Source organism: Solibacillus sp. FSL K6-1523, from assembly GCF_038005225.1.
In the GTDB taxonomy this organism is placed as follows: domain Bacteria; phylum Bacillota; class Bacilli; order Bacillales_A; family Planococcaceae; genus Solibacillus.
Genome location: NZ_JBBOSU010000001.1, coordinates 256,536 through 281,242 on the forward strand (window position 1 = coordinate 256,536; position 24,707 = coordinate 281,242).

A 24,707-nucleotide genomic window follows, 5' to 3' on the forward strand; every position below is an offset into this window, starting at 1 on the left:
AGATGAAAGTATATGAATGTTGCGATATCGAATCGGTCACAAAAAAGATATATTGCCGAGAGTGCGGGCAAGAAATTACGAATGAACGTGAAGTTCCGGATAAAGGAAATGTGTATAGCTATACAGTCATCCATGTACCACCAGCTGAATATGCACACTTAGCGCCGTATACAGTAGCACTTATTGAATTACACAACTCAAATGTAAAGCTAACAGTACGAATTGCAGGGGAAGTCGAGATTGGTGATGAAGTTGAATTAGATGAGTTTGTAGATGGAGCTTATGTTTATAAGAAAACCAGCTAATGGGTAAGGTGTTGTCTTCTATAGGCAGCACTTTTTTGCGAAAGAAGGGATTTCGTGAGCAATAAAAAGATATACAGCATCCTAATATTCGTCATGCTACTTTGGGGCATGAATGTATCTTGGATGAAGCTCATAATTACAAGCGGGGACCCACTGACATTGCAGGGATTACGTGTATTTTTGGCGGCACTAACGGTGTTTCTTATCTTGAAGTTGATGAAGCAACCGTTAACTGTTCCGAATATGCCATGGAAATATATTATACTTGCCTGTTTTTTTGGTGTCATCTGCCATCACGGTTTTTTTGCATATGGGATCGAACAGACAACAGCGATGAAAACCGCGATTATAAGTGGAATGAGTCCTTTATTTACAGCGTTTGTGGCAGTACTATTTAAAGATACTGTAATGACCCGCGCGAAAGGTCTTGGCTTTATGCTAGGCGGCATTGGTGTGCTTATAGCGGTAGTACGTGATTTTTCAGATTTGATCAATTGGGCACTTGGGGATGTATTTATGATACTGTCCTTTTTCTTGCAAGCCTTTAGTTTTATCGCGATACGTCGTGCAACTCGCATCATGCAGCCGATGTTAGTGACGGCATGGATGTTGTTAATTGGCTCTTCAGTCCTTTTATTGGCTGCGTTAATAATCAGCCCAAGTAATTTTACAGTGTTGACAGGGCTATCACCAATTGTACTAACTTTATTTTTACTATCTGCCATTTTAGCCACAGGGGTAGGGCATACACTTTACAATCTTTGTATTAAACAAATTGGTGCAGCTGAATCTGCGATATTTGCAAACTTTAATACAGTATTCGCACTTATATTTTCAGCGTTATTACTTGGTGAAATTATTACGATACAGCAATTTATCGGTAGCGTTTTCATCATAGTAGGTGTTATTGTAGGGACGGGTAATGTTGAACGATTATTAAAATGGCGTAGGGAAGTTGCTTGAGTTTGAGGGCAGGGACCTATAGTTGTTCGGTAATGTCTTCAGAACGTTAGATTGAAGTGTTCAATGACCAACTTGAGTGGATAAGAGTCCTTAGAAACTGGATTATCATTTGTAAGTCCAATCATATGCACTGAGACTGAAGCAAAGTTCAAAGTATTTAAGAAAGAGTGCGTTATTCACTACTAGATGCCCCCGTGCTAAAAATTCCAGCATGGGGGCTTTTTTGCGTTAGAAAAAGTTCTGTCATAAGAAAAGGCATCCCGTGATTGCTGGCAAATCATCGACACAAGCGCTCGACGAACTGGCCAGCTGAAGATAAACGCTTCAACGGTTTATTATCACGCCATGCCGAATACCTAAGCTAAAGTATCCTTCATTAAATAAAATGTAATAGTGACTCCTCTTAACCCACGATTTTATAAAAAATAGCATAAAGTATGTTTTAAAACGACTTAGGGGACTGTCTTATACGCCAATTCAGAAGTAAAATTACATGAAATTTAAAAGGTAGAAACGTTGTTAAATCAATGTTTCTACCTTTCACTTTTTATTCATTTTCAGCTAAAATCCTCCATCGAGACTTATATCTCAATTTAAATGGATCAAGCTAATGACAGGTGATCGATAATATACTAAAATTTGTTAAATTATAAATCATTTGTTTAATATTATCAAATATTTAGTGGATTGAAGAAAAGTTAGATTGATACCTAATTAATTTTTATATTGAGAAAATTCACAAAATTTATTGACTTTACAATATTATCAAATATATAATAAAACAAAATTAAGAAATGAAAATCAATTATCACTATTTGATAATGGATTGGGGATGAAAGAAGCATGAGTGTTGAAAAAACCCTTGATATTTTAGATTTATTTGATTTTAAAACTCGAGAATTAACTGTACAAGAAATGGCAAATAAATTAGAACAGCCACAGAGTTCAGTGTACCGTCATTTAAAAGTTTTAAAAGATAGATCTTTAATAACTGAAACTAACAAGGGAACTTATCGATTAGGATATCGATTTTTGGAAATGGCGAAAATAGTTAAATCTGATATTAATCTTTCTTCAGTGGCCTTTCCTATTATGCAAGAGCTTTGTAAGCAATTAAATGAAACAGTTATTTTAACAATCGTTTCAAATTTGAATGTTATTTGTTTAGAGGTTGTTACACCGGATCAACCCATTAAAGTGTCATCAACGCAGGGGAAAATATTACCCCTTCATGCAGGTGCTTCATCAAGAATTTTATTGGCACATCTAGATGACAATATAATTTTTGAACTTGAAAAGAAAGATATGTTGGAAAAATACTCTGACTATACTTTTACAGATGTTGAAAAATTATTTGCTTTAAAGAAAGAGGTTTTAGAAAAAGGGTATGCTGTTTCAGATTCTGAGGTAGATATTGGTGTATATGCATACGGTGTTGCGATAAAAGATATAGATAAAAAGCTAGTAGCAGGTTTAAGTATTGCGGGTCCTAAAGAACGTTTAATTGCTGTTGATGAAAGCTATATCGTTGAAACGTTATTTGAATCAAGAGATAAAATCCAAGAATTTTTATAGGGGGAAGAATAATGATTAATTTTGATGTTGTTATTAAAGGAAAAATAGTTTTACCGAATGAAGTAATTGATGGGGAAATTGGTGTTTTAAATGGCAAAATTGAGGCCATTGAAAGATCTCAAGGAAGTTTAATAGGAAATCAAATTATTGATGCAATTGGTCAAATTATTTTACCTGGAGTTATTGATGGACATGTACATGCATTTAGTAATCCTGAAGAAGGTTTAATAGCTACAACTTCAGCCGCAGCAGCAGGCGGAGTTACAACAATTATTGATATGCCTTACGACTTACCCAATCCAGTTAATAACATAGCAGCATTTTCAAAGAAAGTAGATTTAGTAGAGAAAGAGGTTATTGTTGATACTTGTCTATGGGGAACGATTGCTAAAGAAAATGGAGCAGAAGCAATAGATGATTTAGCAAAAGCAGGTGCATGTGCATTTAAAATGTCTACTTTTGAAACGGATAGTTACCGTTTCCCTAGAATTTCTGATGTAGATATTCTAAAAGCTATGAACAAGTTGAAAGAATACGATCTTGTAGCAGCTTTTCATGCAGAAAATGATGAGATGATTGTAGATTTAATAGACGAATTACAAGAAGAAGGAAAAGTTTATCCGAAAGCACATATGGAATCAAGACCACCAGTTACCGAAACAACAGCAGTTTTAAAATTAATGGAGCTAAGTTATTGGGCAGACGCTAAATTACACATTGTACATGTAAGTCATCCTCGTACAATATCTTTAATTCAACAATTTAAAAAACAGGGTGTCAAAGTAACTGCGGAAACGTGTTATCCATACTTATTATTATCTGTTAATGATTTAGAAAAATTCGGTCCAAAAGCTAAAAATAATCCTCCATTACGATATGAAGAAGATGTTCAAGGCTTATGGAAACAATTAATGGATGAGGAAATTGATTTTATTACAACAGACCATGCTCCATGGAAAGCTGAACAAAAAGAACGTGGAGTAGATAATATTTTCTTAGCAGCATCAGGCATGCCTGGATTAGATATTATGGTTCCACTGATGTATGAGGCTGCAGTTAAAGAAAATGGTATGGCAGTAGAACAATTTGCAAAAATAATGTCACAAAATGTTGCAGACATTTACGGTATTCCGAATAAAGGACGAATTGAAGTTGGATATGATGCAGACTTTACAATTATTGATCCTTCGAAACCATATATAATTGAAGAAAAAAACCTTCATTCTAATTCAAAATTAACACCATTTGATGGAGTTAAAGTAGATTGTTCGATTGCAAAAACAATTGTTCGAGGTGTGATGGTATTTGATGGTGCAGATATTAAGGTGGGACCAGGCTTTGGTAAGTTTGTCCCTGGCAAAGCCTACAAAGAAAGTAGCTTAATAGTTTAAGAAACTTAGGGGGTGGATTATGAATAACGTCTCATCACATGGTATTTGTATAGAACGAATTCAAGCAGATTTAGAAGAAATGGCCCAATTATTTAATTCAGATTCAATCGGATATAATCGTATAGCCTTTTCAAAAGAAGAAGATGGAGCACTCGAATGGCTTCGTAAAAAGCTTGAAGATTTAAATGTTACAGTTAAACAGGATGCTGTAGGAAATATTTTTGGAAGAATTGGATCAATAAATGAACCATCGATTGCTATTGGTTCACACCTAGACACAGTTATTCATGGTGGTTTGTTTGATGGGGCATTAGGGGTTGTTACAGGCATCGAAATATTAAGAGTAATCCAAGAGAAAAATATTCAGCTAGAGTCTCCTGTAGAACTTATTGCTTTTCGAGCGGAAGAGGCCAACCCTCTTGGCGGTACATTTGGAAGTCGGGCATTAGTTGGGCAACTAAATATCACTCCTGAAGTAGAAGATAAACTTAGTCTTGTAGGGTTAACAAAAGAAGATTGTTTGTCCTCTTTACAAAATAGACATTTATATAAACAGTTCATAGAGTTGCATATTGAACAAGGTGCGGTGTTAGAAGAAAATCAACAAAAGATTGGAATCGCAACTGGTATCGCTGGGATTTTGAGAATTGAATCAATTTTTAAAGGGGAAGCTAGGCATGCAGGTACAACACCTATGAATCAAAGGAAAGATGCTCTTATAGATGCTGCAAAGTTTATCTTATTTGCTGAAAAAACAGTGGCAGACTTTGATTCACAAATGGTTGTAACGATAGGCGAATTAGAACTACAACCCAACTTAGCGAGTGTAGTTCCCGATTTTGTAAAATTAACAATTGAAATTCGTGCTATGGATTGGGAAAAAATGAAAGCGTTCCAAAAGGCATTACAACTGTTTGCTAGTAATAGTAAATTTAATGTTTCATTTAAGGAAACAGTTGAAAAACACCCAAATTATTTGAATGCACAAATCCAAGAACAAATTGAAAAAATATGTATTGAAAATCAAATACCATATAGACACATGATGAGTGGAGCAAACCATGATTGTAAGTCTATGGCAACTATTGTTCCAGCAGCGTTATTATTTATTCCAAGTAAAGATGGCATTAGTCATCATCCAGATGAATTCTCTAGTTGGGAAGACGTTGAAATTGGAGCCCAAGTGTTTTTAGAAACTGTTCTACAATTAACAAGGGGGGGAATTTAATATGAAGAAATTAATAGGGGTATTACTTTTTGGTGTTTTATTATTATTAGCTGCTTGTGGTAACAATGTTGATAAGAGTGCAAAAGCAGAGGGTTCTAAAGAAAAGGAACCAACAAGCGCGTTAGAGTCCGTTAAAGAAAAAGGAAAGATCGTTATTGGTACGACTGGGAACTATCGTCCTTTTTCTTATATGGATTCTTCAAATAAACTAATTGGTTATGATATTGAATGGGGTAATATTATCGCAGAAGAATTAGGGGTTAAAGCTGAGTTTACTACAGGTCAATTTGCTGGTCTTATCCCTGGCTTAGTTGCAAATAAATTCGATATTTTATTATCTGGAGTAAACGTAACAGAAGAACGATTAAAATCTATTGTTTTCACAGAGCATTATGCAGTAGATGGAGCGGTAGCTGTTGTTCAAAAAGATAATAAAGATATTGGTGGTATTGAGGACCTTGGAGGACGTATTGTTGGTGTTAATGCAGGTTCTGCTTTTGAAGAGGTTGTAAAAAACATTGGCACATATAAAGAAGTGAAAACATATCCGGGTGCAGCAGAAAGTTTTATGGATTTAACAGCAGGACGAGTAGATTTGATAGCTATAGGTTTACCGGCAGCGGCAGAGTATATTAATAACTCTGTTAACGGCAATCAACTTAAAATTGTTGGAGATACTTTTGACAAAAAAGATATTGCAGTTGCAGCAAAACCGGGAAATGAGGATTTAATAGAAGCTATTAATGAGATTATTAAAAAGAAAAAAGAAGACGGTACTTATGATAAATTAGCTATGAAATACTTCGGGATGACGTTTGATTAAGGAAGGGGAATATATATGAATTTAGAGGTTATTTCTAATGCTCTCCCTTTCTTAATTGAAGGGGCCTGGGTAACTTTAAAAGTGTCAATTCTTGCTATTGTAATTGGTACAATACTGGGATTTATACTTTGTCTGTTTAAACTGTCACATAATCCAATTTTAAAAGCCCTTTCTTCAATCTATATTTGGCTATTTCGAGGTTTACCATTATTAATCATTTTATTTTTAGCGTATTATGCAACACCATTTAATATAACTTTAACGGCTTTTGCAGCAGCATTATTTGCAATGTCATTAAATGCAGCAGCATATAAAGCAGAAATTATTCGATCTGGTATGATGGCTATTCCTAAAGGACAAATTGAGGCAGCAGAAGCTATTGGTATGACACCTATTCAAATTATGTTTCGTATTAAAATACCATTGATGATTCGTTTTATTATACCGCCATACATTAACAATGCTGTAGTTCTTTTAAAAGAATCTGCACAAATTTCTGTTATTACTGTGCCAGATTTGATGTTAAATGCACAAATGCAATATAGTAGTACGTATCTTCCATATGAGACATTAGGTATAGCAGCTATATTATATCTCATTATGACTAGCGCACTAATGTTACTACAATCGTACACAGAGAAAAAACTGAATGTTTCGAATAATAATTTATAAGGGCGGTAAAAGTTATGGAAGTAATTAAAATTGAAAGTTTAAATAAATATTATGGTGAAAAAAAGGCTTTATCTGATATTTGTTTAACTGTTAATAAAGGGGAAGTTGTTACATTAATTGGACCAAGTGGATCTGGAAAAAGTACCCTTTTGAGATGTATTAATTTACTTGAAGTTCCGTCAGATGGGAAAATCTTAATTAATAATAAACAAGTAAGCTTTAAATTAAATAGAGCAAATCATCTAACATATGGATCAAAAAGAAAAGTTAGTAAGGTAAGAGAACATGTTGGAATGGTTTTCCAACACTTCAACCTATGGAAACATCGTTCAGTATTGGAGAACATAACTGAAGGGCCTATTCAAGTTAAAAAGTGGGACAAATCAAAGGCGATTGCTAAAGCCGAAGAACTATTAAATAAAGTGGGATTAATCGATAAAATCAATGCACATCCAAGTAATTTATCCGGGGGACAACAACAACGGATTGCTATCGCTAGGGCGTTGGCGATGGAGCCGCAAGTAATGTTATTTGATGAAGCAACCTCTGCTTTAGATCCTGAAATGGTTAATGAAGTTCTACAAATTATGAACGACTTAGCACAATCAGGTATGACTATGATTATTGTAACGCATGAAATGGACTTTGCTCGAAAAGTTTCAGACCGAGTAATTTTTATGGAAAATGGATCGATTGTTGAGCAGGGAACACCAGATTATATATTTGGTCAGGCTTCGAATCCTCGTGTTACTAAGTTTTTAAATAGTATGACCGTTCATGTATAAATACAGAAATGTTAATATAAATTTTTAATCTACCTTAACTACTTAATAGGAGAAGATTTATGGATATCTATTCAAAGTTAATAGAAACTAGCGGTAGTAGTCCCATTCACTATCGTATAGCACAATCTATTCATCAATTGGCGCAAATTGGATTAACTGATGAAGGTGGAAGTAATCGCATTGCCGGTTCAAAGTCTGAAGTACATTCTAGACAATGGCTAAAAAGTAGAATGGAAGAAATAGGAATGGAAGTAAGTGAGTATAACCAATCTATATATGGTTATTATCCAGGAGAAAATGACAACCTACCAGCAATTATGCTAGGTTCGCATCTTGATACTGTTTTGAATGGTGGTCATTTTGATGGAACAATTGGTGTGTTATTACCGTTAATTTTCGTTGAACAATTAGCAATACAAAACAAGAAAATAAAACACCCTATAATTATATGTGCATTTTATGATGAAGAGGGCGTAGTAACAGGTATTGGTTTAGAGGGTAGTAGAGATTTCAAAAAGGACTATAGTAATAAATGGAAGCCCTTTCAAAAATCCATAGATGCCTTTATAGAAATTCATATTGAGCAAGGGCCTGTACTAGAATTAGCAAAAAAACCATTTGGATTGGTATCTGCCATTGCAGGCTCAATCGCTCTAGAAATTATATTTGAAGGCATAAGTGGACATGCAGGTACTGTCCCTATGTCGGTACGTCAAGATCCTTTAATCTGTTTTTGTGAATGGGCAAGTAAAATACAACAATTAGTTCTTCCTTTTGGCAAAGAGACAAAGGTAACAATCGGTCGAATTGAAATGTTTCCTAATGTAACGAATGTCATCCCTAAAAAACTAAAAGCCCAACTGGATATTCGTCATATTAAGCTAAACGAACTTACAGAAGTAGTTTCAACCTTAGTTACTGAAGCTAGAAACATTGCGGCAAAACAATCTATTAAAATTGTAGTTAAAGATAAACTTGTTCAAACTCCACAGTATTTAGATCAAGGAATTTTACGTAAAGTCAACCCTGCAGACACATTACCAATTCTAGTTAGTGGAGCATTGCACGATAGTGCTGTAATAAATGAAGTAGTTCCAACATTAATGATATTTGTGCGGAGTCGTGGTGGAATTAGTCATACACCTGAGGAATGGACTGACCTTGATGATTTAGTAGACTCATATGAATTCATGAAAAAACTTTTAAAGGATTGGTGAAAATGAAGGTTGGGTTTATAACTTTAGGTACTACCCCTAGAAGAGATCTAGAGCAGACCATTATGAAAAATGGTTATGAAAAATTTGAAATTGTCGGTGCCTTAGATAATCTAGAAAAACAAAAAGTTGAAGATATTAGTATTACTAAAGGCGATGCACCTTTGTTTGTTCGTACTAATTTTGGATCGTATGAAATTGAAAGAGATATATTAATTCCCTATATTGAAAAAGCTGCAAATGAACTATACCTAAAAGGTTATAACGTTGCGATTTTACTTTGTTCCGCAGCATTTCCTGTTTTTTCAGCAAACATACCTATAGTGTTACCAACAGAAATAATTGAAAAAGAAGTGAAAATTACTAAACAATCACCCGTGCTTGTTTGTGTTCCTATCAAAAATCAAATCCCTTTTGCTCAACGGAAATGGGATTTAACAGGATTAAAAGCAATAGTTCTTTCATTTAATCCTTTAGAAACAACAGCACAAGAAATTCAAAGCTATATTGAGAGTTATAATGCAAAACAAGTTATTTTAGATTGTATTAGCTATGATTCTGAATTACATTTAGAATTACAGCAATTATCAAATATCTCCATATGGAATCCACTTAAACAAGCATTATTAGAATTTAAATAATGAGTTGGATAGTTCCGTGAAAATAGCAAAGGGCACTATCGTAGCGCCGTTTGCTATAATCGCTTATCAAATAAAACAACTAGCATCCTATCATTGTTCAAATGAAAAATTAAAAACCTGTTCTTCTCCGCTATCCATATCTTTAATTTTATAGTAGTTAGCTGATAATTCATTTTCCCCAAGTACAATCGTCTTTTGGATATTTTCGCGGTTGGCTCGTTCCATTGCTTTTCGCACCTTTTTACCACTTAGCTCAACCTCAACTGTATAGCCATCATTGCGCAACTTTGCCGCTAAAATAAGCGCCTGTTTTTTCATATCAACTGGAATAATATAAATATCGATATCCGATGAGTTTTTCGCGATTTCCCCTGTTAGCTCCAAAGCTGTATAAATAACATCTAGCCCAAATGAGATTCCCACTGTTGCGTAAGATTGATTAGTGCCAAGTAGACCACCTATTGCATTATCATAGCGCCCACCACTACCGATGCTTGATTTTATGCTTCCGTCGGCTAAAAAGATTTCATAAATAGTTCCTGTATAAATTTCAAGCCCTCTTGCTAAAAATGGATTGAAAATGCATTGTTGTTCAATACTTAGAGCTGCTAAATAGGAAGCGAGCTCTGTTAATTCCTGCACGCCTTGTTGTACAAATTCATTAGTAGAAGTATAAGGTTCAAAGTACTCGAGTGTTGGCTGTGCATCTAAAAATTGTTCAATATCCTGCAAAGTCTTTTTAGAAAGCTCAAGCTCCGCCAATTCCTTCACTAACATTGTCCGATCAATTTTCTCCATTTTATCTAAGATTAAAATAACGCGATTCATTTTTTCAGAGGGCACGTTAAATAACGTCAACATCCCGTACAACAATTTGCGGTTATTGTATTTAAGCGTAATTGTTACATTCAATTTCTTAAACGCATCAACTGCCATCATCATGAGTTCAGCTTCTGCTGCTTGTGATTCGACACCAACAATATCGACATCACATTGCGTAAATTCACGGAAACGTCCTGCCTTTATCGGACCGTCGCGAAAAACTTTACCGATTTCATACCGTTTAAATGGCAGTGAAATAGTCGGATTCATTGCGATGACTTTGGCAAAAGGTATAGTTAAATCATAACGTAATGCTAAATCTCTATCTCCGCGGTCAGTCAGTGTATACATTTCCTGCAAAATCTCTGCCCCACCGGCATATTTGGAAGCCATTAGCTCGGTATAGTTTATAATTGGCGTTTCTAAAGGTTTGCAACCATACGAAATGAAAGTATCTTCTAGCGTCTTGCGAATTTTACGACGAACAACTTCCTGCTCTGGCAAATAATCTTGCGTTCCACGTACATTTTGATAATCCATCTTTTTCATTATGATAACCTCCTTATTTTTGGAAAACAAAAAAATCGTATAGTCATAAAGCTCCTAGATCGGCTTTATTTATACGATTTCATGAAAAATAGTCTTCCTATTCAATATTAAAAAAATAATAAAGATAGCAAGACTATTACATATGATGATGTGTTGTAGTAAAGGTTTTTCTTGCTCGTTTTAGCATAGTATGACCTCCCTTAAAGTTAAGGGTACTATACAGCAATATCCTTAAAATGTAAAGGGTTTAAATGCTATTGGGCGTACAGAAACGAAAAGTGTCATTTATTTACCAAAAAGTATTCTTAATTTTAAAGACATTAGAGAACAATTTAGCGTTCCTTCCCATTCGGCTGTGAGAGTTCATTTCTGGTAACAAACATTTTTGGAATAATTCATCGCACTGCTTTGTTCTGCCGTATTTTGAATAGCATTCGTCATGTAATTTACAACAGGCATCGACTGCGTTCGTTGGTTTACCTGGACCAGAACAGCCTGGTCCACAGTATCTATAACCAGGATAACAAAAACCAGCTTTTTTACTTTTGCCCACCATTTTTCCCCCTTTCTAAAATGTATTTATACTCTAAAATATGTAACTTTTACTTTAGGTAATGGGGTTAAAAACTAGAGAAGTGTGAAAGAGGCAAGCAAATTTTATGGATGCTTTGATTGAACTTAAAATATCTTAAGGAGAGAAAATCATCTAGTAAAACGTGATTTGGCTAGTAACTGCACAAATTCGGCTATTTTTCGTTGTTTCTTGGCGAGTAACGCTTTAAAAGTGGCTAATTTAAACGGTTTAATGGCTAGTTTACTGAAAAACTTGGCTAGTTACGGAGGGGGGATGGGGAATCTATCGAAAAACAGGTATTCATTGGAATTTGTCGAATTAGTTTATGGAGGTGAGGAAGAAAGTGGATATTGTAGCAATCATATTGATAACATGTGCCTGGTTAATCATCGGCTTTTTGGCTTTTAAAATTTACCGCAAGCAACTGGAGAAACCTGTTTTGTGGAAGGTAATTATAGCAATTTTAGTGGGACTGTTTTCATTTTCATTTACGTTTACTGTGCTTGGTCATGCGATGAAAATTGCTATATTGCCATTAGGATTATGGCTGCTCTATTGGCTATTAGGGCGGCGAAATAGCTGGGAGAAATATCGGAAGTATGCCTGGCTTGGATTTTTTGCAAATTATCTTTTCTTTATATTTACAGTGGGTGGAATATTTATTCATCAAGCCATTTATCCAAAAGAAAATATTCATACATATATAAGCGATTTATCCGAAGCGAAAATTATTCCTACGCACCCATCAGCTAAGGGGAATATACAGTTTGAACGGGATGCAAGCCAAAAGTTAGAGAATTTTAAGGAGCATCATTTTTTTAGTGATGAATGGTATAGGGAAGCATACGGCGGGCAGGATGAAGTACGTATTGAGCGTTTTCCTTATTTAGTAACAGACGCTCATGCGAAGTGGGGCAGTGGTTATACACCGCTTATTTACATTGAACAAGATGGTAAAGGGGTATTAATAACGACGGGACATAATCAAATATATTTCAAATCCGAGCAATCAATCATTGGCGAGGTGAGCGCAAATGAATAAAAAATGGCTTATTGTAATTGGTTTAGTAGTAGTTGCGATGAGTGTCATCTATTATTTATATTTCACAAAGCCAGTATCATTTTTAAATGAGCAGCAAATAATGGATGAGATAAATGCGTTGAATGATCGCATCAAGGTAGAGAAAATTGAAGCGATTATTAAATTAGATGACGAGCATTATTTCGTACCGTTTATAAGAAAAAATGGTCAATTAGGAATGAGCTATTATCGATGGGCAAAAGCGAAGTGGCGTGTAGTATATTTTGGCTATAATGGCCTTGCAAAAATGTGGCAACTTGATAAAAATGCCCCAGAGACAAAATATGTCGTGTGGCATTATCCAAAAGATGAAGTTGACTATATGAAATTATATTTAATGAAGGATCGCTATTATAGTGTTACAGGAGAGGATAGCTACTATGAGCCGAAAACGCAATTAGTAGAGAAAATAGGCGTCGGCGAAAATTACGGTGTGTTTAAAATTTCGGAAGACTTTTCATCGGTCATACAGGCACTTGAAGTCCCGAGAAACAATCCAACCAGCTTTTTTGATATGTTTAATTCATATGAATCGTATTATTTAGGGTTAAATTTCTTTAAGGATGGTGAAGAGTCCCACCTTAGAGGTTCAGGAAGTAATAGCTATTGGACGGACTACGCTGAGGTGAAAATTGATGATCTTTGGTATGTAGGTGAGTCGCAATTAGAGTAGGGTGTTAATAGGGGGAGAGGAAGTTGGAAGGTTTGGCTAGTAACCCAAAGATCTTGCGAAAAAATAAAAGCTATTTATAAACGAAGCCGTACTAAAATGGAAATCTAGTACGGCGTTCACGTTATACTTGGCGTTCGAACGCAAGCTTAACCCCCAATGAAATTAATACAATGCCCGTAATTTTATTAAATACGGACTGTACAGATGGGCGTAAAAACCACGCGCGAATAATGTTTAGTATGTAAACGACTAACACAAGCCAAATGATCGAAATCGCGATTAATATGGCCGCAAGCGTGAGCAACTGTGGGGTAACGGCGGCATCTGTATTAATAAATTGCGGCATTAATGTCACATACATCAATAATGTTTTCGGATTTAGTAAATCAGTCACAATCCCTTGTGTAAAACAATGGCGATATGTTTTTTCAGGAATTTGTACATGTTGGCCGTCTTTTAATAACTCACCCATTGAGGATTTTTTCGCCAACAACGCTTGAATACCTAACCAAATTAAATAGAGTGCCCCCAAATATTTAATAATTGTAAATAAAACAATGGAACTTGCCACAACCGTTGCAAGACCAAGTACTGCGAGAAAAGTCCATATGAATAGCGCTAAAATGATGCCTATCGATGTAAAGTGACCTGCATTTTTTCCGAAGTTTAATGTATTTTTTGAAACGAGCAAAAAGTCTACGCCTGGAATGACAACGATTAATGTAGCAATCATTACAAACATCCAAAGATTTTCAATCATTGTTTCACCTCTGTTTTTCAGTATGAATTGTACTATAGCATACTGAAAGGGGTTGTAAACGAGTTTTTCATAAATAACTTAAATATTCAGATTAGGTAGAACTAGAAATTACCCTAGCTGATGCAATAATTTAGAAAGGAGTGCGGATGGATGAAAAAAGTTTATATCCTCTTCTTACTATTGTTCATAGCGGGGTGTAGTGGACAAATAACTTCACAAGAAGGAAATTTTAACGTACATGCATTTAAAGTAGGCAAGGCAGATAGTTTATTAGTTTCTCATCAAGGGCAACATATTTTGATTGATGCGGGGGAAGAAGATGACGGTGAGAAAATTGTTGCCTACTTACAATCGAAAAACATTCAAAAGCTTGATGCGCTCATAATTACACATTTTGATAAGGATCATGTAGGGGGCGCGGATTCTATTGTAAGGGCGCTACAAATTGAACATATTTATGTTCCAAACTATGAGAGTAACAGTAAACAAACGCGTAAATTTTTAGAAGCGATAGATGAAAAGCAGTTAACAGTTGAAACGATAACAGATGTGCAGGACCTTTCAGTAGGAAAGGCAATGGGTAAAATTTATCCACCGAAGCAAACGAATTTGAAAGGGGATAATGATCAGTCTTTAGTCGTGAGTTTAAGTTATGGAGAAACGAGCTTTTTATTTACTGGCGATATTGAAGCGCCTCGGATTGCAGAGCTATTAACAGATTCGAGCATTTCAATGCCGCATACTTTCTTGAAAGTTCCTCATCACGGGCGTTTTAATAGGCAAACAACAGCCCTCGTGGAAGCGGTACGACCTACGTACGCATTAATTACGAGCTCCGATAAAAACCCCGAACATTCAGAAACCGTCGCAGCATTAGAAGCGGTCGGTGCACAAATTTGGACGACACGAAAAGGGGACGTTGAATTTATTTCGGATGGGGAGAAAATAGAAGTGACGGAGTAAAGTTGGTAATACTCAATAGGATAAAGCCGCTAATTTTTACGTTAGCGGCTTTATAGAGTGGAATAATTTAACTACATGTTCACAGTGTTTGCTTTTGCTGTATCCACAATCAGTCCCTGCACATTTTCAAGATCCACATTGCCGCCAGAAATAAGTGTGACGATATTTTTCCCTTGCATATTGAGCTTATTATAAAGCGCTGCTGCGACAGTCGTAGCACTTGAAGGTTCGATTAGTTGCTTTGTACGTTCGAGCACAAGACTAAGGGCCATGCGAATTTCGTCTTCACTTACGAGCACTAAATCATCTAAATACTTTGTTAGCACTGGAAACGTTAAATCTCCAGGTTGGTTCGTTCGTAAGCCATCTGCAATCGTATTTGTTGCAGGAATCGCAGTAATCTTTTTGTTTTGTAAGGATAAATATGTATCATTCGCTAGCTCAGGTTCGACCCCAATGATTTGAATGGCGGGATTTGTTTCTTTTACCGCAGTTAAAATACCTGAAATTAAGCCGCCACCTCCAATTGGTACAATGATGGCATCAATGTCATGAAGCTGCTGTAAAATTTCAAGCCCAACCGTGCCTTGTCCAGCCATAATAAGTGGATCGTCGTAAGGAGGAATATAAATGCCGTTTTGTTCATCGGCAATTTGCTGTGCCCTCGGTAGACGTTCCCCAGATGTTGTTCCACACTTTTCAACTTGCCCATTGTAACCGAGGATGGCATTAATTTTGCACTGGCTTGCGTTCTCAGGCACTACAATCGTTGAAGGAACGCCGTATTTATTTGCAACGTAGCTAACCGCTTGCCCGTGATTGCCAGATGATGCTGTTGTAACATGCTGCGCGCCGTTTTCCACTGCATGAATGACCATGTTACTTGCCCCTCGTATTTTAAATGAGCCGGTTTTTTGCAGGTGCTCCGCCTTAAAAAATAACTGATTGCCACATAAATTTGAAAGTTGTTCGGATTGAAGAATTGGCGTTTCATAGACGACGCTTTGTATACGCTGTTTGGCATCTTGAATATCTTTTAATGTAATCATCGTTTCAACTCCCTTATTTAATTGCGATTATAAAATCAATTTCCACTGGTGTGTTGCTAGGTAATGTTGCGACCCCTACAGTAGTGCGTGCATGGCGCCCTTTTTCACCAAAGATTTTTTCGAGAAGTGCAGAAGCTGCATCAAGCACTTTTGCCGGCTCGTAAAAATCAGGTGCTGCTTGAACGTAGCCTGTTATTTTAAGGATTTGTTCGACCTGATCAAGTGAACCAATTTGTGCTTTCAAACAGCTCAGACCTTTTAATACACAGTATTCAGCGAGCTCACCTGCCTGCTCGATTGTGACATCTTGACCAACTTTACCGGGAAACGGAATCTGTCCGTTAATACGCGGTACTTGTCCGCTAATGTACGCGACATTTTGATGAATTGTTATCGGTACATAATGGTAAAGTGGGGGTGTTGCTTCAGGTAATTGTAAGCCTAATTGTTGTAGGCGCTGTTCAATGGTGCTCAAGTAAAAAAACTCCTCTCGATATCGTATTGCCTTTTCCTATTTCAAGAAAGTATGGAGGATAGTCAATATAGCTAACTATCATCTGATTCTTAATAGGAAATTCATTTATTAGCCAAATTATTAGCTTTATTAGCCACTAATACATTGATATTAGCTAATTGCCCAGCATTAATAGCCAAAAAATATCAGTTATTAGCCAAACCACATTTTATTAGCCAATTTATTAAGTACAACAGCACATAATATATGAATCATATAAAACAACACATCCATTTAAGGATGTGTTGAGAGGAACTTTATTTAATCACACCATGTAATTGCAATGCTTGTAAAAAGACATCGCCAATATGCAACATTGACTTTTCATCCACATCAAATTTTGGATGATGATGTGGATAAACGGCATTAATGGACGGGTTGCCACCACCGACAAAGAAAAATGTCCCTGGTTTTTCTTGTAAGTAGTAGGTGAAATCTTCAGCACCCATACGTGGTGGTACATCAACGATTTGAAGCTCAGGCAAATGAGTTGAAACGGCTTCACGTAATGCGGCTGTTTCATTTGGATGATTGTAAACAGCATCATAGCCGCGCGTATATTTGAAATCAAGCTTGGCATCATACTGAATTTCAATAGCCTTGCATAAGTTATTTAATTTTTGCTCTACCATATCACGTACTTGTGGGTTAAATGTACGCACGGTTCCTGTTAAATAGGCTTTGTCTGGAATGACATTGCCGACCGTACCACTTTCAATTTTTCCAACTGTAATAACTGCGGATTCAATCGGATCGGTGTTGCGGCTTACAATGGGTTGTACCCCGAAAACAAATTGTGCTGCTGCAACAATCGGATCAATCGTTTCATGCGGAGATGCACCGTGACCGCCTTTTCCTTGAATTGTTAACTCAAAGAAATCAGCCGCAGCCATTGCGTAGCCTTCACAAAAAAGTACAGTACCAAGTTCACTCCATGAAGAAACATGTGAACCGTATACGTAATCTACCCCATCTAAGCAACCTGCCTCTACCATAGCCTTTGCACCACCTGGAACAACCTCTTCAGCAAACTGGTGGATGAACACAACATTTCCGTGCAATAAATCACGTGCATCGGCAAGTGCTTTAGCCAGACCAAGAAGTGACGCCGTATGAATATCATGACCACATGCGTGACTCACACCATCAACTTTAGATTTATAAGCAACTTCCTTTTCATCCTGAATTGGCAATGCATCAAAATCGGCGCGCAATGCAATCGTCGGACCATCAAATGCGCCCTTTAAGAAACCAACAACCCCGTTACCACCGACATTTTCTTTTACTTCAATGCCAAAGGATGTAAGCTTTTCTGCGATTAACTTAGGTGTATTCACTTCTTTAAAAGAAAGCTCTGGATACATGTGTAAATGTCTTCGAATGTCGACCATTTCATTAAAATTCGCTTGTAGTTTTTCTGCAATACTCAATACATACACCCCTTAGTAATAGTTGGACTTAGGAAACAACCGCATTTCCTTCTTACTATGCTATTTTATCAGAATATTGAGATAGAATGTTATAATAAATGGTAAAGATATTCATTAATGAATGAGGTGGGAAAATGAGCGGGCGTAAAAAGGGTGTTCTAATTGTGCTAGCATGCGCTACGTTACTAGGATTGTTATATTATTTTATTTTTTCATCGTCAGCTATTTTAAAAAATGTGTCACATACTCGTGGTTATAATGTACAGGTGTCAGAAAATACAATTCCAGTTGAAATGTTTATCGAGCCAGAAATGTATGAGGTTGAGATGGAGATTGAAAAAATAATGAATGAAGTAGTATATGACCAGCATCATACAAAGATTATTTTAGAGAGGGTATATTTGGATGAGGAAGAGTTATCTTTTAGTTTTACGACGGATTATGATTTATCAGTGCTAGAAGGAGAATTTTTGTATAACGGTATTTTTCATTCGGATGGTTCAATAATGTTTACTTCTAGACATAATGAATATGAAGCGACAACCCTTAATAACGTTACTTTACAAATAGGATCAACGGGTAGTGGACCCAATTCAGATTTTAGATTATCTCTTCGTCAGCCACCTATGGAATTGTTAAAAGAAGGATTTACGGTGCGTTATAATGCTATGTACTTGCATAAATATCAATTGAAGTGGAGATAGAAAATAGGAAATCCTGCGCACAGACAGAGTAGTTTGTACGCGGATTTTTTTATGGAAGAAGTTTAATTGTAGGGTTAATTTCTAATAATTTTTTAACGAATAATTCTTTATCTTTTGGTGAAACGAGTGTTACTTGCATATCCGGATCAAATGTAATTTCAATTCGGTCTATAGACATAGCAGGCGCAGGTCAACGAACCCCCACTGAGGTAAAGCATTTCAGTGGGGGCTTGAAAACGCCAGTTCAGGTCTTTCCGTCTAAGAGACGAGTGACGCTCTGAGTGACGATTTTCAAATCACTGTTTTTGGTCGGCACTTCATGTACCACTTGCACTACCCTAAGAAGAGCTGTACAAGCCCCGACAAGTCGAGTACACAAGGATGGTTGACGCACCCACTAGACCGTGCCTAAGCAACGGTTTTACGTGTTTTTCACTGGTGCTTGGATATTTTACGTGACAAAGCTTTTCTTGTCACAACCCCCCTCTATCCAGTTATCAAGGAACAACGTATCGTATTATTTTAACACAGAACAAACGTTTCGGCTAACGCAAACCGACATTCATCTCCACCTGAATCGTTGGGCTTTGTCCGCAACACGAATCAGATGGAGTCTTCTGTCGGAGAAAGATAAAGGATTTTTTGATGGGCGCAAGCTACGGATTTGTGCAATATCAATCTTTGTTTTTGAAATGCCACCATGGACAACTAGCTCATTGTCCTGGATGACATATTTTGTCCCCAAAAATAACGTACCTAATAATGCAATTAACGCAACTGTAACAACAATAATAACGATATCAGGCTCTGTAATAACTCCATAAATCATTACGGCAGGAACGAAAATGAAAATTGCCCCCATCCAAATATCGACTTTTGATTTAAATACCATAGGAAACCCCGCTTTATATATTTCAATCGTATATTATATGTATAGTGTTGTATGGAAAAAGGAATGGCTGTATATGGCCATTCCTTATGAATACTGGATATAATATTATTATTATTATTGGTTAGCTTATTACATTTCTCCGCTTAATTCTACTAAAATTTTAGCTTGAGTTTTATCATTTGTTAATGCTTCAAAACCACTTTCAACAATATCGTCTAATTTAATTTGAGAAGTTATAATACCTTGTGGTTTTAACTGGCCTGTACCCATCAAATCAACTGTTTGTTGGAATGTTGTTGGCGAATAGGCAATGGTTGAAGTCACTTTAACACCTGTATTAGTAAGCATCATTGGATTCCACTCAATTGGGCGAGCGAAGATGGATACAATAACAACTATACCGCGTGCTTTTGTTACATCGATTGAAGATTTAAATGTTGGAGCTACGCCAGCAACTTCAAATGTTACATCTACACCATCCGGTAATTCATTACGAACTGCTTCTGAAGGATTAACTTGTCCTGAATTAAAGACATGTGTTGCACCTAATTCTTTTGCTATACCCAAACGATAATCAGATAAATCGAAAACAAAGATTTTACTAGCGCCAGCTGCTTTAGCTGCAATAACTGTCAATAATCCAATTGGGCCTGCACCAAATACTGCTACTGTGTCGCCAAATTTCATATCTGCTTCTTTTACTGCTTGAACTGCTACTGCAGTAGGTTCAACTAAAGCACCATCTTGAAGAGATAATGTTTCAGGTAATTTATAAATATTTGCTTCTGGGGCATTAGCGAATGTGGCAAAACCGCCATCACCGTGTAAACCGATAAAACTAAAACCATCATAAATATCGGCATCTTCATGTTTGATGCCATGAGTGATTGTTGGGTTTACTACTACACGATCTCCTACTTTATATTTTGTTACCTCTTTACCTACTGCTTCAATTACACCTGCGAATTCATGTCCCATAGTTAATGGTGCTATTTCACCAGTTAATTTGTCTGGAGCGTCTACAGGTAAGAAAACTGGTCCCTCTTGATATTCATGTAAATCAGATCCGCAAATACCTGCCCATGCTACACGAACTGTTACTTCATTATTTTTAAGAACTTTTAATTCAGTTTCTTCAATACGAATATCTTTGACACCGTGCCATACTGCTGCTTTCATTTACGATTCCTCCATCTACATCAATTGTGTTATTAGTTTAAAATAATAAGGTTCATTCCTTACCTTATATTATTTATGGTAATATTCTGTTTTTTGAAAAACAAGTTATTTGCTTTCTTCCCATCCTGTTATAATACAACTTAGTATCAGAAAATCGCATGATAGCAACAGTTAAATTACATTAAAAGCCCAAAAAGTTTTTTTATAATTTTACTTTACAATTGTATTAATACACGCCTGTTTTTTGGTTATTCTTAATAATTTTATTAAGGAAATTGGCCTGCTGCTTTGGATTTTGTTTGATATACGAGCATTCATTTAAAAATACGCATTTGCAACGCCTCTCCACACATCACTACATCATCCACCTGAGTATCAGCCCCAAAGGATATCCTAAAAAATTGACGCGCTTCAGTGATTGTTTTGCCCATTGCTAAAATCGCTTTCGTTCCTGAAGCGCTATTAATATCACAAGCGCTGCCAGTTGAAATGTGGAAATTTTGTTCATTCAGCTTAAGCATAACCCATTGCCCTTCCATACCTGTTTTACAAATGCCGACAATATTCGGTAACTGACTTTCTGCTGGGCCTTCAATTATTTGGAATGTTTCTTCTGGTAACATGTGCAGGAGGTTTTTACGTAATTGCCATTGCTTGTCCATGTCATATGTATAGTTTTCAACTGCGACAGCAAAAGCGACTAACGCGGGTGTATCTAATGTCCCGCCGCGCAGGCCACGCTCATGTGTCACCCCCGGAAAAACAGGCTGAACACGCACAAATGGGTTGAAATAAACCGCGCCACAACCTTTAGGACCGCCTACTTTATGCGCGGAAACGGAAATGGCATCGGCAAGGCGAGTATCAAAAGCGACATCAAGTTTACAAAATGATTGAACGCAGTCGACATGATATAAAATGCCATGTTCTTTTGCGAGTTGAGCAATTTTCGCAACCGGTTGGATTGTTCCAATTTCAGAGTTAACATGCTGAATCGAAATTAATGTTGTATCAGAGCGAATCACTTCCTTCAACATATCCACATCGATCACCCCACCAGCTGTTAAAGGTAAACGCGTTACTTCAAAACCTTCACTTTCTAACGTATTCATCGCCGCATGGACAGAAGTATGCTCCGCCATGGAAGTAATAATATGCCGGCCTCTTTTTTCACTACGAGCTAAAGATAAAATGGCTAAAATATTCGCTTCTGTCCCGCTACCTGTAAAAATCAGCCCATCTGGATGTACGCCAAGCTTACGGGCGATGACACCTCTTGCCCAAGCGACCGCGCTCGCCGCTTGTCCTCCCGTATCATGCAAACTGGAAGGATTCCCGTAAATTTTTGTTGCTACTTCTGCATAAGCAGCTATAGCTTGCTTCGTCATCGGTGTTGACGCTGCATAATCTAAATAGGTCATTTATAATCCTCATTTCTCTTAAAGTATGAAACACTTGTTTATTTCACTATTTTATGCAAAGATATGTGACAAGACAACTGTAAAGAAGAGGTATCGTATGAACATTCAAACAGACATCGTCATAGTCGGAGGGGGCATTGCAGCATTGCAAGCCGCTCGAAAACTGGGGCATCATTTTAAAGTTCATTTATTAACGAAAGCTGATTTTACAATGAGTAGTTCTTATAAAGCACAAGGTGGGATTGCAGCGGTTATGACTGCCGATGATCATCTAGCATTACATATAGCAGATACATTAGCAGCTGGTGAGTATCATCATCATGAAGAAAATGTTCAAACTTTAGTTGAACAAGGTACGAATTATGTAAAGCAATTATTGAACAATGGATTTCCTGCTGATTATACAGAAGAAGGAAACTTAGCGCTCGGTTTAGAAGGGGCACATAGCAGGCATCGAATTGTGCATGCAGGTGGCGATGCAACAGGCGAGAGAATGGTTAAGCACTATATAGAAGGTTCTCAAGAAAATCCTCAATTCACAATGAATACGTATGAATTTGCATATGAACTGTTGCTGAATAGTAATAGGGAATGTTGTGGGGTACGTGTCAAAACAGCAGAAGGGGATAAAACGTATTATGCCTCCTATATTATTTTGGCGACAGGAGGTGCAGGTGCTTTATACAGCTGTACATCCAATCAACTGAACAGTTACGGAGATGGCATTGCTTTAGCTTACTTAGCTGGAGCAGAAGTAACGGATATGGAGTTTGTTCAATTTCATCCAAGCCTACTGTATGTAAATGGGGCACGTGGTCTCGTTTCAGAAGCAGTTCGGGGTGCAGGGGCCAGGTTTGTGGATCGTCATAACAAGCCGATTATGGAAGGAAAACATCCGTTAGGTGACTTAGCTCCGCGCCATATTACCGCATATGAAATGTATAAAATACGTGCAGCAGGTAAAGAAGTATTCATCGATATTTCAATGATTGAATCTTTCGATAAAAAGTTTCCGACGATTACAAAGCTTTGTCAAAAGGAGCAAATAGATTTATCAACAGGGAAAATTCCTGTGGCACCGGGTAGTCACTTTTTAATGGGGGGCATTGTTGCAACGGCAAAAGGTGAAACATCCATTCCGCGGTTATTTGCGATTGGTGAAGTGGCGTGTACTGGTGTACATGGTGCGAACCGCTTAGCAAGTAATTCCTTGTTAGAAGGGATTACATTTGGAAGCTTGATGGCGGAACATTTAGTACAAAACGCGATACAACAGCATAATTTTATGTTAGCTGCTCGACCGGTAGCTGCGGAATTCCCACCGCTTTTACAAAAGGAAACATTGCAAAAAGCGATGTTAGAATCGGCAGGAATTTTACGATCCACTGGGGAGTTAGAAGTGTTATTAGACCAATTGCCAACAGCTTGGCAGCGGATGGACCTATCCAATGCGAGCCAAGAACAAATTGAGCTGTATTTTATGCATGTGACCGCAACTTTAATTGTGCAAGCGGCTCTTCTGCGAACGGAATCACGTGGGGCACATATCCGCCTAGAATATAAGCAGCAACAGTCAGAATGGACAAAAAAATGGATTGTCTTTCAACGAGGCAATGTGAATGTGAGGGAGACATTATATGAATACAATCAAATTAAAAGAAATGTTAAAGCAGTTTTTTAATGAGGATATTGGGGATGGCGACCTTTCAAGTGAGTCCATTTTTAATGCGACAGAGCAAGGGGCTTTTACATTTTACGCCAAACAAGATGGTATTTTTTGCGGCAAGCAAATTATTGAAATCGGCTACCCTTTATTAGATTCGAACTTACGGGTAACGGTTTTCAAAGAAGATGGGGAAAAAGTTCAAAAAGGGGAGCAAATTGCGCGTATTGAAGGAGCTTTACGTAGCCTTCTAACAGGAGAGCGCGTCATTTTAAATTGCATTCAACGGATGAGTGGCATTGCGACACAAGCGTATGCAGCTGTGCAACTGACGAAAGGCACGGATGCTCATATTTGTGACACGCGAAAAACGATTCCAGGTTTACGCATGTTGGATAAATATGCAGTACGTGCAGGTGGCGCTTACAATCATCGTAGTGGTTTATATGATGCAATTATGCTGAAAGATAATCATATTTCATTTGCTGGCGGGATTACTGAGGCGGTTCAAACAGCGCGTGGGAAAATTGGGCATACTGTGAAAATCGAAGTAGAAATTGAAACGAAAGAGCAATTACTCGAAGCTATTTCGGCAGGTGCGGATATTATTATGTTTGATAATCGTACACCGGAAGAAATTAAAAGCTGGTTACCACTTGTACCTGCGCATATTGCAACAGAAGCGAGTGGAGGGATTACGCTCGACAATTTACGAAGCTATGCACAATCCGGTGTAGAATGGATTTCATTAGGTGCACTGACACACTCGGTCACTGCGTTAGATATTAGTGCATTAGTGGAACAGAAAGGGGCGGTGACAATTGGTGCTCGCTAAA

At 37.1% G+C, this 24,707-nt stretch carries 26 protein-coding genes; 16 read left to right on the plus strand and 10 right to left on the minus strand.

Going from position 1 to position 24,707, the window contains the following annotated elements; translation table 11 throughout:
* Positions 1–2 precede the first annotated feature (2 nt).
* From MHI10_RS01250 to MHI10_RS01295, 10 genes are all read left to right on the plus strand, one after another.
* Positions 3–305 carry a Zn-ribbon domain-containing OB-fold protein gene (locus MHI10_RS01250; protein WP_340782266.1) on the plus strand — a complete coding sequence of 101 codons (303 nt, stop codon included), beginning with the start codon at positions 3–5 and terminating at the stop codon, positions 303–305.
* Positions 306–359: 54 nt separating this feature from the next.
* Positions 360–1,268, plus strand: coding sequence for a DMT family transporter (locus MHI10_RS01255; RefSeq protein WP_340782269.1), 909 nt, complete (start codon positions 360–362; stop codon positions 1,266–1,268).
* An 843-nt stretch (positions 1,269–2,111) separates the two neighbouring features.
* The gene (locus MHI10_RS01260; protein WP_340782271.1) at positions 2,112–2,843 is read left to right on the plus strand and encodes an IclR family transcriptional regulator; all 732 of its coding nucleotides are present in this window, start codon (positions 2,112–2,114) and stop codon (positions 2,841–2,843) included.
* An 11-nt stretch (positions 2,844–2,854) separates the two neighbouring features.
* Positions 2,855–4,234, plus strand: a complete 1,380-nt coding sequence (gene allB / locus MHI10_RS01265; RefSeq protein WP_340782272.1) for an allantoinase AllB — start codon at positions 2,855–2,857, stop codon at positions 4,232–4,234.
* A gap of 19 nt (positions 4,235–4,253) precedes the next feature.
* Complete coding sequence (locus MHI10_RS01270; RefSeq protein ID WP_340782274.1) at positions 4,254–5,462, plus strand: Zn-dependent hydrolase; 1,209 nt, start codon at positions 4,254–4,256, stop codon at positions 5,460–5,462.
* 1 nt (position 5,463) lies between these two features.
* Entirely contained in the window at positions 5,464–6,285 is an 822-nt protein-coding gene (locus MHI10_RS01275; RefSeq protein ID WP_340782276.1) for a substrate-binding periplasmic protein, read from the plus strand.
* A 15-nt stretch (positions 6,286–6,300) separates the two neighbouring features.
* Entirely contained in the window at positions 6,301–6,957 is a 657-nt protein-coding gene (locus tag MHI10_RS01280; protein ID WP_340782277.1) for an amino acid ABC transporter permease, read from the plus strand.
* Between the two features lie 14 nt (positions 6,958–6,971).
* Positions 6,972–7,742, plus strand: coding sequence for an amino acid ABC transporter ATP-binding protein (locus MHI10_RS01285; protein WP_340782278.1), 771 nt, complete (start codon positions 6,972–6,974; stop codon positions 7,740–7,742).
* Positions 7,743–7,801: 59 nt separating this feature from the next.
* Positions 7,802–8,959 carry a M20/M25/M40 family metallo-hydrolase gene (locus MHI10_RS01290; protein ID WP_340782280.1) on the plus strand — a complete coding sequence of 386 codons (1,158 nt, stop codon included), beginning with the start codon at positions 7,802–7,804 and terminating at the stop codon, positions 8,957–8,959.
* A 2-nt stretch (positions 8,960–8,961) separates the two neighbouring features.
* Positions 8,962–9,597: an AroM family protein gene (locus MHI10_RS01295; protein ID WP_340782281.1), complete on the plus strand. Its 636-nt coding sequence runs from the start codon at positions 8,962–8,964 to the stop codon at positions 9,595–9,597.
* A 90-nt stretch (positions 9,598–9,687) separates the two neighbouring features.
* Here MHI10_RS01295 and MHI10_RS01300 read toward each other — a convergent pair whose 3' ends face one another.
* Together MHI10_RS01300 and MHI10_RS01305 are read right to left on the minus strand one after the other, a co-directional pair.
* Entirely contained in the window at positions 9,688–10,968 is a 1,281-nt protein-coding gene (locus MHI10_RS01300) for a histidine--tRNA ligase (RefSeq protein WP_340782282.1), read from the minus strand.
* Between the two features lie 289 nt (positions 10,969–11,257).
* Positions 11,258–11,521, minus strand: a complete 264-nt coding sequence (locus MHI10_RS01305) for a Parvovirus coat protein VP1-like protein (protein WP_340782284.1) — start codon at positions 11,519–11,521, stop codon at positions 11,258–11,260.
* Positions 11,522–11,981: 460 nt separating this feature from the next.
* Between MHI10_RS01305 and MHI10_RS01310 the strand changes: the two genes are divergently transcribed.
* Positions 11,982–12,584 (plus strand): hypothetical protein, encoded by a 603-nt coding sequence (locus tag MHI10_RS01310; protein ID WP_340782286.1) that lies wholly within the window; start codon positions 11,982–11,984, stop codon positions 12,582–12,584.
* Positions 12,577–13,296: a hypothetical protein gene (locus tag MHI10_RS01315; RefSeq protein WP_340782288.1), complete on the plus strand. Its 720-nt coding sequence runs from the start codon at positions 12,577–12,579 to the stop codon at positions 13,294–13,296. Before MHI10_RS01310 ends, MHI10_RS01315 begins: the two co-directional genes overlap by 8 nt.
* Before the next feature lie 121 nt (positions 13,297–13,417).
* On the opposite strand, the gene MHI10_RS01320 is transcribed toward MHI10_RS01315, so the two are convergent.
* The gene (locus tag MHI10_RS01320) at positions 13,418–14,056 is read right to left on the minus strand and encodes a LysE family translocator (RefSeq protein ID WP_340782289.1); all 639 of its coding nucleotides are present in this window, start codon (positions 14,054–14,056) and stop codon (positions 13,418–13,420) included.
* Positions 14,057–14,206: 150 nt separating this feature from the next.
* Between MHI10_RS01320 and MHI10_RS01325 the strand changes: the two genes are divergently transcribed.
* Positions 14,207–15,019, plus strand: a complete 813-nt coding sequence (locus tag MHI10_RS01325) for a ComEC/Rec2 family competence protein (RefSeq protein WP_340782291.1) — start codon at positions 14,207–14,209, stop codon at positions 15,017–15,019.
* A 71-nt stretch (positions 15,020–15,090) separates the two neighbouring features.
* Here the strand turns inward: MHI10_RS01325 and MHI10_RS01330 are convergent, their stop codons facing one another.
* The 3 genes from MHI10_RS01330 to MHI10_RS01340 all read right to left on the minus strand — a co-directional run bounded on the left by MHI10_RS01330 (position 15,091) and on the right by MHI10_RS01340 (position 18,012).
* Complete coding sequence (locus MHI10_RS01330) at positions 15,091–16,068, minus strand: threonine ammonia-lyase (RefSeq protein ID WP_340782294.1); 978 nt, start codon at positions 16,066–16,068, stop codon at positions 15,091–15,093.
* A gap of 13 nt (positions 16,069–16,081) precedes the next feature.
* Positions 16,082–16,543, minus strand: coding sequence for a RidA family protein (locus MHI10_RS01335; RefSeq protein WP_340782295.1), 462 nt, complete (start codon positions 16,541–16,543; stop codon positions 16,082–16,084).
* Positions 16,544–16,839: 296 nt separating this feature from the next.
* On the minus strand, positions 16,840–18,012 hold the full coding sequence (locus MHI10_RS01340) for a M20 metallopeptidase family protein (RefSeq protein WP_340782296.1): 1,173 nt from the start codon (positions 18,010–18,012) through the stop codon (positions 16,840–16,842).
* A 134-nt stretch (positions 18,013–18,146) separates the two neighbouring features.
* Between MHI10_RS01340 and MHI10_RS01345 the strand changes: the two genes are divergently transcribed.
* Complete coding sequence (locus tag MHI10_RS01345; protein WP_340782299.1) at positions 18,147–18,716, plus strand: hypothetical protein; 570 nt, start codon at positions 18,147–18,149, stop codon at positions 18,714–18,716.
* Between the two features lie 49 nt (positions 18,717–18,765).
* On the opposite strand, the gene MHI10_RS01350 is transcribed toward MHI10_RS01345, so the two are convergent.
* The 4 genes from MHI10_RS01350 to MHI10_RS01365 form a co-directional block, all read right to left on the minus strand.
* On the minus strand, positions 18,766–18,894 hold the full coding sequence (locus tag MHI10_RS01350) for a PH domain-containing protein (RefSeq protein ID WP_340782300.1): 129 nt from the start codon (positions 18,892–18,894) through the stop codon (positions 18,766–18,768).
* 384 nt (positions 18,895–19,278) lie between these two features.
* Complete coding sequence (locus MHI10_RS01355; protein WP_340782303.1) at positions 19,279–19,608, minus strand: PH domain-containing protein; 330 nt, start codon at positions 19,606–19,608, stop codon at positions 19,279–19,281.
* Positions 19,609–19,737: 129 nt separating this feature from the next.
* Positions 19,738–20,787: a 2,3-butanediol dehydrogenase gene (locus MHI10_RS01360; RefSeq protein WP_340782304.1), complete on the minus strand. Its 1,050-nt coding sequence runs from the start codon at positions 20,785–20,787 to the stop codon at positions 19,738–19,740.
* A 314-nt stretch (positions 20,788–21,101) separates the two neighbouring features.
* Positions 21,102–22,208, minus strand: coding sequence for a cysteine desulfurase family protein (locus tag MHI10_RS01365; RefSeq protein ID WP_340782305.1), 1,107 nt, complete (start codon positions 22,206–22,208; stop codon positions 21,102–21,104).
* Positions 22,209–22,305: 97 nt separating this feature from the next.
* On the opposite strand from MHI10_RS01365, the gene nadB reads away from it, so the two are divergent.
* Both nadB and nadC read left to right on the plus strand, forming a co-directional pair.
* The gene (gene nadB / locus MHI10_RS01370; RefSeq protein WP_340782306.1) at positions 22,306–23,889 is read left to right on the plus strand and encodes an L-aspartate oxidase; all 1,584 of its coding nucleotides are present in this window, start codon (positions 22,306–22,308) and stop codon (positions 23,887–23,889) included.
* Positions 23,846–24,706 (plus strand): carboxylating nicotinate-nucleotide diphosphorylase, encoded by an 861-nt coding sequence (nadC, locus tag MHI10_RS01375; RefSeq protein ID WP_340782307.1) that lies wholly within the window; start codon positions 23,846–23,848, stop codon positions 24,704–24,706. Before nadB ends, nadC begins: the two co-directional genes overlap by 44 nt.
* Position 24,707 lies beyond the last annotated feature (1 nt).

Coding starts and splice junctions, on each gene's coding strand:
- MHI10_RS01315 (WP_340782288.1), top strand. CDS start 12,577: ATGAATAAAAAATGGCTTATTGTAATTGGTTTAGTAGTAGTTGCGATG.
- nadC (WP_340782307.1), top strand. CDS start 23,846: ATGAATACAATCAAATTAAAAGAAATGTTAAAGCAGTTTTTTAATGAG.
- MHI10_RS01270 (WP_340782274.1), top strand. CDS start 4,254: ATGAATAACGTCTCATCACATGGTATTTGTATAGAACGAATTCAAGCA.
- MHI10_RS01345 (WP_340782299.1), top strand. CDS start 18,147: ATGAGCGGGCGTAAAAAGGGTGTTCTAATTGTGCTAGCATGCGCTACG.
- MHI10_RS01275 (WP_340782276.1), top strand. CDS start 5,464: ATGAAGAAATTAATAGGGGTATTACTTTTTGGTGTTTTATTATTATTA.
- MHI10_RS01350 (WP_340782300.1), bottom strand. CDS start 18,894: ATGTCTATAGACCGAATTGAAATTACATTTGATCCGGATATGCAAGTA.
- MHI10_RS01290 (WP_340782280.1), top strand. CDS start 7,802: ATGGATATCTATTCAAAGTTAATAGAAACTAGCGGTAGTAGTCCCATT.
- MHI10_RS01360 (WP_340782304.1), bottom strand. CDS start 20,787: ATGAAAGCAGCAGTATGGCACGGTGTCAAAGATATTCGTATTGAAGAA.
- MHI10_RS01330 (WP_340782294.1), bottom strand. CDS start 16,068: ATGATTACATTAAAAGATATTCAAGATGCCAAACAGCGTATACAAAGC.
- MHI10_RS01325 (WP_340782291.1), top strand. CDS start 14,207: ATGAAAAAAGTTTATATCCTCTTCTTACTATTGTTCATAGCGGGGTGT.
- MHI10_RS01295 (WP_340782281.1), top strand. CDS start 8,962: ATGAAGGTTGGGTTTATAACTTTAGGTACTACCCCTAGAAGAGATCTA.
- MHI10_RS01260 (WP_340782271.1), top strand. CDS start 2,112: ATGAGTGTTGAAAAAACCCTTGATATTTTAGATTTATTTGATTTTAAA.
- allB (WP_340782272.1), top strand. CDS start 2,855: ATGATTAATTTTGATGTTGTTATTAAAGGAAAAATAGTTTTACCGAAT.
- MHI10_RS01250 (WP_340782266.1), top strand. CDS start 3: ATGAAAGTATATGAATGTTGCGATATCGAATCGGTCACAAAAAAGATA.
- MHI10_RS01320 (WP_340782289.1), bottom strand. CDS start 14,056: ATGATTGAAAATCTTTGGATGTTTGTAATGATTGCTACATTAATCGTT.
- MHI10_RS01285 (WP_340782278.1), top strand. CDS start 6,972: ATGGAAGTAATTAAAATTGAAAGTTTAAATAAATATTATGGTGAAAAA.
- MHI10_RS01355 (WP_340782303.1), bottom strand. CDS start 19,608: ATGGTATTTAAATCAAAAGTCGATATTTGGATGGGGGCAATTTTCATT.
- MHI10_RS01280 (WP_340782277.1), top strand. CDS start 6,301: ATGAATTTAGAGGTTATTTCTAATGCTCTCCCTTTCTTAATTGAAGGG.
- nadB (WP_340782306.1), top strand. CDS start 22,306: ATGAACATTCAAACAGACATCGTCATAGTCGGAGGGGGCATTGCAGCA.
- MHI10_RS01365 (WP_340782305.1), bottom strand. CDS start 22,208: ATGACCTATTTAGATTATGCAGCGTCAACACCGATGACGAAGCAAGCT.
- MHI10_RS01300 (WP_340782282.1), bottom strand. CDS start 10,968: ATGAAAAAGATGGATTATCAAAATGTACGTGGAACGCAAGATTATTTG.